The organism is Agromyces sp. NPDC058484, assembly GCF_042720415.1.
Taxonomy (GTDB): Bacteria; Actinomycetota; Actinomycetes; order Actinomycetales; family Microbacteriaceae; genus Agromyces.
Window position 1 is genome coordinate 1 of record NZ_JBHXMP010000008.1, and the last position, 9004, is coordinate 9004.

11 protein-coding genes are annotated in these 9004 nt (G+C 67.9%); 10 read left to right on the plus strand and 1 reads right to left on the minus strand.

The genetic code is table 11. From position 1 onward, the window contains the following. The first annotated feature begins 431 nt into the window (after positions 1 to 431). The 7 genes from ACFWN7_RS08120 to ACFWN7_RS08150 all read left to right on the plus strand — a co-directional run bounded on the left by ACFWN7_RS08120 (position 432) and on the right by ACFWN7_RS08150 (position 5755). The gene (locus tag ACFWN7_RS08120) at positions 432 to 1322 is read left to right on the plus strand and encodes a GyrI-like domain-containing protein (protein ID WP_376938445.1); all 891 of its coding nucleotides are present in this window, start codon (positions 432 to 434) and stop codon (positions 1320 to 1322) included. A gap of 6 nt (positions 1323 to 1328) precedes the next feature. Continuing rightward, entirely contained in the window at positions 1329 to 1766 is a 438-nt protein-coding gene (locus ACFWN7_RS08125; RefSeq protein ID WP_376938276.1) for an SRPBCC family protein, read from the plus strand. Between the two features lie 66 nt (positions 1767 to 1832). Next, the gene (locus ACFWN7_RS08130; RefSeq protein ID WP_376938277.1) at positions 1833 to 2684 is read left to right on the plus strand and encodes a PhzF family phenazine biosynthesis protein; all 852 of its coding nucleotides are present in this window, start codon (positions 1833 to 1835) and stop codon (positions 2682 to 2684) included. 351 nt (positions 2685 to 3035) lie between these two features. After that, complete coding sequence (locus ACFWN7_RS08135; protein WP_376938278.1) at positions 3036 to 3800, plus strand: hypothetical protein; 765 nt, start codon at positions 3036 to 3038, stop codon at positions 3798 to 3800. A 69-nt stretch (positions 3801 to 3869) separates the two neighbouring features. Then, a complete protein-coding gene (locus tag ACFWN7_RS08140) occupies positions 3870 to 4322 on the plus strand; it encodes a hypothetical protein (RefSeq protein ID WP_376938279.1) in 453 nt (150 codons plus the stop codon). A gap of 27 nt (positions 4323 to 4349) precedes the next feature. After that, entirely contained in the window at positions 4350 to 4568 is a 219-nt protein-coding gene (locus tag ACFWN7_RS08145) for a hypothetical protein (RefSeq protein WP_376938280.1), read from the plus strand. A 509-nt stretch (positions 4569 to 5077) separates the two neighbouring features. Further along, positions 5078 to 5755: an NUDIX hydrolase gene (locus ACFWN7_RS08150; protein WP_376938281.1), complete on the plus strand. Its 678-nt coding sequence runs from the start codon at positions 5078 to 5080 to the stop codon at positions 5753 to 5755. 20 nt (positions 5756 to 5775) lie between these two features. Here ACFWN7_RS08150 and ACFWN7_RS08155 read toward each other — a convergent pair whose 3' ends face one another. Continuing rightward, positions 5776 to 6639, minus strand: a complete 864-nt coding sequence (locus ACFWN7_RS08155; RefSeq protein ID WP_376938282.1) for an endonuclease/exonuclease/phosphatase family protein — start codon at positions 6637 to 6639, stop codon at positions 5776 to 5778. 65 nt (positions 6640 to 6704) lie between these two features. Here ACFWN7_RS08155 and ACFWN7_RS08160 point away from each other — a divergent pair, with 65 nt between their 5' ends. The 3 genes from ACFWN7_RS08160 to ACFWN7_RS08170 all read left to right on the plus strand — a co-directional run. Beyond that, positions 6705 to 6953, plus strand: coding sequence for a hypothetical protein (locus tag ACFWN7_RS08160; protein ID WP_376938283.1), 249 nt, complete (start codon positions 6705 to 6707; stop codon positions 6951 to 6953). After that, positions 6946 to 7995: an NAD(P)H-dependent flavin oxidoreductase gene (locus ACFWN7_RS08165; RefSeq protein ID WP_376938284.1), complete on the plus strand. Its 1050-nt coding sequence runs from the start codon at positions 6946 to 6948 to the stop codon at positions 7993 to 7995. The genes ACFWN7_RS08160 and ACFWN7_RS08165 overlap by 8 nt, the downstream gene beginning before the upstream one ends. A 90-nt stretch (positions 7996 to 8085) precedes the next feature. Then, positions 8086 to 9004, plus strand: a 919-nt coding sequence (locus ACFWN7_RS08170) for an FAD-dependent oxidoreductase (RefSeq protein WP_376938285.1), incomplete at its 3' end; no start/stop codon positions are given.

Consider the following 9004-nt stretch of genomic DNA (forward strand, 5'->3'; position numbering starts at 1 on the left):
GCTTCATCGCAAACCCCACCAGCCGTGCGCCAGTCGAGACGCATCGGCTGATGCAATACGCCCAAATGACACTTGACGCGCAGTGCGAAAGCTAGTCCGCCATACCAACAGGAACGCCCCAGCCTCGCATGGAAGCCGGGGCGTTCCGCGTACGCCGTCACCCCACCGCCGCTCGGAGCCGGACAGGCGGGGGAGCGGGAGCGCCACCAGCGGCCACGTTCGCGGAGAACCGGGCGCGGTGCGCGCTGTGGTCCCTCTTGCGCAGGTGAGCGTAGGTGCGGTCGGTCGTAACTCTTGTGGTCCCTGGCAGAAGGTCGCGGCTGATTCGCAAGAAAAGTCGAGCACGCGACCTCACTGATTTGTATGTTGAAGGGGTGTTGAGCCCTGTTCGAGCAGCGACGATCCGTCGGTACGAGAAGCGCGTGCTCCCGATGCTCGTCCATATCGAAGACCATCTCGATGAGCCGTTGCCTCTCGCGGAGTTGGCGGCTGTCGCCGGCTTTGCGCCGCACCACTTCCATCGCGTCTTCCAGCACGTCACGGGCGAAGCCCCGAAAGCGTATCTGCGCCGCCTGCGTCTCGAGCGTGCCGTCCTTCGCCTCAAGGTCAGTCCCGACAATGTGCTCCAGATCGCCCTGGAAGCGGGGTTCAAGACCCACGAGACGTTCACCCGCGCATTTACCCGTCAATTCGGCATCACTCCATCCGAATTCCGCGGTGTGCTTCGCGCATACCGCGAGTCCGTGTCCGACGCGATGGCGAGCCGCACCTTCGAAGGCTTCACCGAGGAGACGCCGCTCACCCTGCGCTTCGACATGCGAAGAGAGCCGGTGACCGTCGAGAAGACGCCGCCGCGACATCTCGTATTCGTTCGCCACTACGGGTACGAGTACCTGCTTGCGGGCAAGCGAACGTTTCTGAGCCTCTGGGATGAGCTCTTCGACTACGCCGACGCGCACGATGTCGCGTACTCGCCCGAACTCCTGGTCGGCATCACTCACGATGATCCCTACGTGACCGACGAACGCAGGATCCGTTTCGACGCCTGCCTGCCGGTCAGTCGGCCGATGAATGTCAGCCACCCGATCGGGTACCGGTACCAGGAGCCCGGCCTGTGCGTCGCTCGTCGTCATCTCGGCGGGATGGAGGAGATCGCCAAGACCTTCGCCTACATCGGAGTCGAATGGCTGCCTTCCGATGACTATTGCCTGCGCGCTGCAGCGCCGTTCGAGATCTATCGCTGCACGCAGGTCGATGGCCGGCTCGAACGCATCTCCACCGACGCGTACGTCCCGCTCGAACCTCTGAAACGTACACACTGAGGAGAAATGATGAACGGTTTCGAGTTCAACGAACACATCGCACGGTCACCTCAGGATGTCTTCGAGGTGCTTTCGAACCCCACCAGGGCAACGGAGTTCCTCGACAACATCACGGCAAGCACGAAACTCACCGACGGACCGATCGCCGTCGGCACGAGATTTCGTGAGACCCGCGTGGTGAACGGCAAGGAAGCCAGTGCAGACCTCATGGTGAGCGCCTACGAACCCACCACGCATGTCGGCATCAGCGCCGAAGCCGAGGGCATCAAGGTGATGTACCACTACCATCTGTCGCCTGAAGGCGGAGGCACCCGGGTCACGTGGACCTGCGAGTTGGAAGCGAGCGGACTGCGGAAGATGATGCTTCCGATGGTGGCGGGCATCATGAAGAAGGAAGACGGGGACCACCTGCAGAGGCTGAAGGCCTATCTCGAGGCAGGATGAGCAGGGGGGCCAAAATGGCCCTACTCCCGCCCCCTCGACGTTTCAGCTGCTCGGTACCCTCGAACGATGAGCGACACCACCCAGATCCTCCGCTATGCCGCGTTCACCGCCGATGCAGCGGGCGGCAATCCGGCCGGGGTCGTGCTCGATGCCGCGGCCCTCAGCGGGGAGCAGATGCAGGGCATCGCCGCAGACGTCGACTACTCCGAAACGGCCTTCATCACCGGCTTCGAGGGCGACTCCCACCACATCCGGTACTTCTCGCCGCTCGCCGAAGTGCCGTTCTGCGGGCATGCCACCATCGCGACGGCGGTTGCCCTCGCCGAACGGGATGGGCCGGGCCTGATCCGCTTTGCGACCGCGGTCGGCGAGATCCAGATCCAGACGCGGATCGATGCCGACGGGCAGGTACGTGCCGCCTTCACGAGCGTCGAGCCCGCTGTCGCCGACTTCCCCCCAGGCGTGCTTGACTCCCTGCTCGGCCTGCTCGGCCTGACGTCCGCCGAACTCGACGACCGATATCCGGCACGGGTCGCCTTCGCCGGCAACTGGCATCCGATCATCGTCGTGGCCGACGCACGCAGCTTCGACGCGTTCACGTTCGACCCGGGCGCCGTGCGGCGAATGATGGACGACAACGGATGGTCAGGCACGGTCACGGTGCTGCACGCGCTCGGCGAGCGCGAGTTCGAGGCCCGCAACCTGTTCCCCGTCGGGCGCATCACCGAGGATCCGGCGACTGGATCGGCCGCGGCCTCGCTCGGCGGCTACCTACGCGAACTCGGGCTCGTCACACCGCCCGCGCGAGTCATCGTGCGGCAGGGCAGGCACGTCGGACGTCCGAGCGCACTCACGATCGACATCCCGTTCACAGGCGGCATGACGGTGAGCGGCACGGCCGTGCCGATTCGGGTCTGATGCCACGTGTCGGGATCCTGCCTCTTCTGAGCATCGATCGTTGAGGGGCATGGTCTCGAGGGTTCCGCCCGAATGTCCGGGATCGACAAAGAGGCGGGATCGACAAAGAGGTAGGTCACGGCCTCCCACGGGATCGATGTCTCGCGCTTCGCCATGACGGAAGGAGCACGCCCACGGGGTCGACACGCCCGGCTTCCGCTGGAATCGGGTCCCGGGCTGGGAAGCCGCAGTAGGCAATGTCCGTCGAAATGAGGACTGCTCAATGATGGATCCGGGAGGACACTGGGTAGCGGCCTGACGATTGGAAGCCTGTAAAGGCCCTCAAGTCCGCCGCTCAGTGGAGGTTTGTCGATGGCAGTTTCCTGCGGCCGCCGCATCCAGGCGCTCTGGTGTAATGAACAGAGGTCGAACGCATGGGTGTGGATCGAGAACGCTGGCTGGCGCAAGCTCGACGACCGCAATGACGACGCCTGTACGAACCTGCTTGCGATTTCCGCTGAAGCGAAGAGCCGCAACGCCACCGTATCCATCAACGAGGAGATGCGGGACGGCAACTGGGTCATCACCGAGATCTATGACTTCAACACCGGCCTCGCCCACGCGGCCCAGGAAGTCAGTTTCGATGTCTCCGAGTGCACCTTCGGTTGGACGGCCGCATTCCGGCAGGAGGGCAGCAACATCAGCGTCCGTATCCGTCTGGTTCCCGACAGCGACGTTACGGCCGATGAGATCGAGGAGTTGAAGGACCGCTGGAAGCGAGGCATCGAAGAGAAGTGGAGCTATCGCTTCCTCTGTTGTGTGAGGCCCGACTGCAGCAACCAGTGCGCACTCACGTTCGTCGTGCACTGGGTCAGCAGCGACGAACACCACCGCGTACGCGTGAGGCGCGGCCCCGAGCACACCAATATGTCTACTTGGGACACAGCCGACTCCGGCGACGTCGCCTCCCACGAATTCGGACATATGCTCGGTCACCCGGACGAGTACGAGGACGAGGACTGCCCCGATCGCAGTCCCGTGAACACCGGCACGGTCATGGACGACAACTCCGAGGTCGTCGAACGGCTCTGCCGTCCTTTCTGCGACCGCCTGTCGCAAGACATCGACGAAGCGTGAGGTGCTGCCGTGGTGAGCAAGCGAACCCCCGACCCAGGACTCACACCGTCTGACGACGGCCGCGCATCGGTGCGCGCCGCCCTTGAGCAGCCGGAGGCGCGGCCGAACCTCACCGTCAAGCTCACGGTGCGCGGCGGCATGCCCTCGGAGCGATACGACCTCCAACTCGAGTTCCGAGGCAGCGGCGAGACCACGTGCGCCCTCGGCATGCCAGCCCGAGAACGCCGCAAGGAGACCCAGCAGATGCAGCTGGCCGAGGACGAAGTCGTCCGGCTTCTCGACCGAATGCGCATCGCGGACCTCGTCAGGGCCGACTTGCCCCAGCCCCGGATCCCGCCCGACAGCCTCGTCGGGCGCCTGGAGATATCAGGCGGGGGCCGACCGGTAACGCTGCTGTTCATGGCGGACCCGGGCCAGGCCCGGTCGGCGGGTCAAGAACCGCCGCCTCAGCTGTTGAAAACGGTGTCGGCGCTGTACGACGTATGTGCTCGCGTTCTCGGCGACCAGTGGACGGCGCCGTGATGGGCCGAGGAGAGAAGGAGGAAGTCGATGGTATGGCTGAACGGGAAGAAGGTCGAGGCTCTGTGGTCCAACCATCAGGCCTCGAACGTCCACGGCTGGATCGATGGCGCCTGGCGCAAGTTCGAAGACAACAACGATGACGCCTGCACGAATTTCGCCATCCTTGCCGCGCATGCCAAAGATGACAATCGTAACGTCGACGTCCGCGTTGAGAGCGGCGGCGTCCAGGAAATGTACGTCTGGTAAGGGAGGTAGCCGTGTCCGAACGGGCCAAGGCCAACGATAGGCCTGTCGCGATCAGCCAGGAGGATGTCGAGAATCTGATGGTGGGCCGTGCCGCAGCAGTCCGCTCGCTTCAAGCGCGCCTGGCGCAGGCCCAACCTTCCCGGTCAGCAGGTGGCCGCGGAGCTTCGCGCGGGAAGGAATCGCCGATCGACCTGACCGCGGCAGATATCGTCGCGCTTCGCCGCAGCCGCGGGAGACCGGCTGACGTCCTCGAGCGTATCGAGACGAGCCGCAAGGAGGGCGCCGAACGGCCGAAGAGAGATATCAAGGACTCGCCGACGGAGAGGCCGCCCTTCGCCGTGGGCTCGCAAGCGCGGTCTCGCACGCGCTGACCACTTGAGGCCGTGATTCGAGTTCCTACTCGACGACTCGCCGGCTTCCAGCACGACCGGGAAAGTGGGGCCGCAGCGGGCGTGCTCGACTGTGCCGCGGGGGCGCGATCGGAAACGGTCGCTCGTAGAGTGAGGGACATGCCGCCGACGCCCACCGACCCCCGCGCCGAACTCGCGGCGCTGTGCGAGCGCGGCCTCGAGTGGCGCACCGCGACGCCGCGCAGTCTGTCGGATGCCGCGAGCCTGCGCCCGGCGGCCGTGCTGGTGCTGTTCGGCGTGCTCGATTCCGTGCCTGCGCAGGCGAGCGGCCCCGTCGCACGCGACCTCGACGTGCTGCTGCTGCGGCGCGCGGCGACGCTCGCCAGCCACGCCGGGCAGATCGCGTTCCCGGGCGGCCGGCTCGAGGCATCCGATGCCGGACCGATCGCCGCCGCGCTGCGGGAGGCGGCCGAGGAGACCGGTCTGGACCCCAATGGAATCGAGCCGCTCGGCACGCTGCCCGGTATGCCGGTTCCGGTGAGCCGTCACCTCGTCACGCCGGTGCCGGCCTGGTGGACGCGCCCCTCTGAGGTGGCCGCCGTCGACCATGATGAATCGGTCGACGTGTTCCGGGTGCCAGTCGCCGACCTGCTCGACCCGCCGAATCGCGGGAACACGTCGCACACCTTCGGCGGTCGCATCTACCGTTCGCCGGCATTCACGGTGGGCGGCCGCGTCATCTGGGGCGTCACCGCGCTGGTGCTGTCGCGGATGTTCGACGAACTCGGGTGGGCGGAGCCGTGGGACGCCGGCCGGATCGTCGAACCTGACGACTGAAAGCTACGACGGCTGCGAGGTCACGCCGACTCCGGCACTCCGGTATCGCCCACTGATCGCACGACCGCCTGGACGGGTTCGTGGTCGGATGCCGCAGCGCCGTCGAAGCGCACGGCGTTGATGCCCGTGCGCAGCACGTCGACGCCGGGCCCGACCAGGATCAGGTCGATGCGCTTGCCGCCCGGCCGCCGGCGGCGATAGTTCGGGAAGGTTCCCCACTGCGGCGTCAGGCGCTCCGCCGCGGCATCCCACGCGTCACGGAGCACTCCGGTCGATATGAGGCGACGGTAGACGGCCGAATCGACGTCGGTGTTGAAGTCGCCCGTGACGATGATCGCCCGATCGGGTTCGGCGGCATGCGCGCCCGCCGCGAGGTCGACGATCGTCTGGGCCGAACGGAGCCGCGATCGCCTCGAGATGTGGTCGAAGTGGGTGTTGAGCGCGAGCACCTGCGCCCCGGTCGCGACATCCGCGAACTCTGCTGAGACGACGACCCGCGGCACCATGTTGCCCCACGACCGCGACCCGGGCTTGCCGGGCGTCGCCGAGAGCGCCTGTTGCGTCCAGTTCGTGAGCGTCAGCCGACGCGTATCGTAGAAGATGGGGCATCGCTCGCCCCGCCCCGACGTGTTGCGGCCGCGCCCGACACACCGGTAGTGGCGCCCGAGGGCCGCCGCGACGAAGCCGACCTGGTCGGCCAGCGCTTCCTGCACGCCGAGGATCGTGGGCCGTTCGGCGGCGAGGATGCGCCGCAAGAGCCACTTCCGCCTGTCCCAGCGATCGGGGCTCCCAGGGAGCGGATGCGCGAAGCGACGCCGGATGTTGTACGTCATCACGTGCAGGTCGGGCTCGGCCACCCGCCCGATGAGCGCTGCATCGGTCATCCGCCCAGCGTAGGTCGCGGCGGGTAGTGTTGCGTTGGGTCACCGTTTCATGCACAGGGGATGACATGCCAGGTTCCGCATCGGAGCACCTCGACGGTGACGGATGCCCCGAGCGCGCCCGCTCCCGCGGTGAACGCGCCATGACGGCCGACGGTCGCGACACTCCGCACCCGCACGACGACCTCGGAGGCGACCCGGCGTGCTGGCTCGGGCGGGTCTGCCCCGAGTGCGGCGCGATGATCGAGGGCCCGATCGGCCGGGCATGCTGGACGTGCGGTGCGACGCCGCGGGCGCAGGAGGCGTACCATGGCTGACCTGACGCGGCTGTTCGGGATCGAGCATCCGATCGTGCTGGGTCCGTTCGGCGGGCTCTCGTCGGTCGAGCTCACGGCGGCGGTCAGCGAACGGGGCGGCCTCGGCTCCCACGGCCTCTACGGCTACGCGCCCGAGCGCATCGCCGAGACGGCCGCCGCGCTTCGCGGCGCCACGACGCGACCGTTCGTCCTCAACCTGTGGCTGCCGTCCGACGATTCGCCCGAGATCACGGCGGCCGACTTCGACGGGTATGTCACTGCGCTCCAGCCGTTCTTCGACGAGGTGGGCATCGAGCGCCCCGAACGGCCCGAGCGCTACCTCCCTTCCTTCGATGCGCAGTTCGACGCGGTGCTCGAGGCGGGCCCGGCGGTCGTCAGCTTCGTCTACGGCGTGCCGTCGGCCGAGGTCGTTGCGGCCGCGCACGACCGGGGCACCGCGGTGGTCGGCACCGCGACGACCGTCGACGAGGCCATCGCCCTCGAGCGCGGCGGGGTCGACGCCGTCGTGGCGACCGGATCCGAGGCGGCCGGGCACCGAGTGTCGTTCCTGCGTCCGGCCGAGGAGTCGCTGGTGGGAACGTTCGCGCTCGTTCCCCAGGTGGTCGACGCCGTGCGCGTGCCGGTGATCGCCGCGGGCGGCATCGCCGACCGTCGCGGGGTCGCCGCGGCCTTCGCTCTCGGCGCCTCGGGGGTGCAGGTCGGCACGGCGTTCCTGCGCACCCGGCAGTCGGGGGCGAACGACGCGCACCGGCGGGCGATCACGCAGACGCCGGCGCACGGCACCGTGCTGACGCGAGCGATGAGCGGGCGGCTCTCACGCGGCATCCCGAACCGTGCCGTTCGCGCCATCGAGCGCGGCGGAGTGGTCGCGCCGTTCCCGGTGCAGAACTGGCTCACCGGCCGCTTCCGCGTCGAAGCGGGGCGTCAGGGCATCGGCGAGTTGCAGTCGCTCTGGGCCGGGCAGGCCGCGCCGCTCGCACAGGAGACCGACGCGAACGCGTTGTTCACCGAGCTGGTCGCGGGCGTGCCGTCCGGAGCCTGATGTCGCCGCCGGCCGCGAGCCACGCACCCCGAGCCCCGAGCCCAGGACCTGCCATGCTGAGAAGCATCCGAGACACCGTGGAGGTGCGCCATGGAGGAACTCGTCGTCGACGTCCTCGTGATCGGCTGGGGCAAGGGCGGGAAGACCCTCGCGGGGGCGCTCGGCAGGCAGGGCCGGTCCGTGGCGGTGGTGGAGCAGTCGAATCAGATGTACGGCGGCGGCTGCATCAACATCGCCTGCGTGCCGACGAAGGACCTGGTGCACAGTGCCGAGCAGCGCCGCACCGGCGACGACCCGCAGGAGTGGTTCACCGATGCCGTCGCCGGACGCGATGCGCTCATCGAGAAGCTCCGGGCGCGCAACCACGCGATGCTCGCGGAAGTCGACGCCGTCACGCTCATCGACGGACGTGCGCGGTTCACGGGCCCGCACGAGGTCGAGGTCGCCGCGGGGGACGATCGCCTGAGGGTGCATGCCGAATCGATCGTGATCAACACGGGAACCGAGCCCGCACGACCCGCGATCCCCGGCCTCGACGCGAGCACCCGGGTCTACGACTCCGAGACGATCCAGCACGTCGACCTGCTGCCGCAGCGCCTCCTCGTCGTCGGCGGCGGCTATGTCGGGCTCGAGTTCGCGGGCATGTTCGCGCGATTCGGCTCGCGCGTGACCGTGGTCGACCGCAACGAGCAGTTCATGCGGCACGAGGACCGCGATGTGGCGGATGCCGCGAGGGCCGTGCTCGAGGCAGCCGGAGTCGAGTTCCTCCTGGGCGCGCGCGTCGAGCGCATCGACGATGCGGATGGCGCCGCCACCGTACGTGTCACGACCGGAGAAGCGGCTCAGGATGTCGCGGCAGACGCCGTGCTGATCGCGACCGGACGCCGCCCGGTGACCGATGACCTCGGGCTGGAGGCGGCCGGCGTCGTCGTCGACGACCGTGGGGTGGTGGTGGTGGGCGAACGGCTCCCCACAAAGGTGGCCCGCGGGGTGGCCGGCGGGGGCGTGT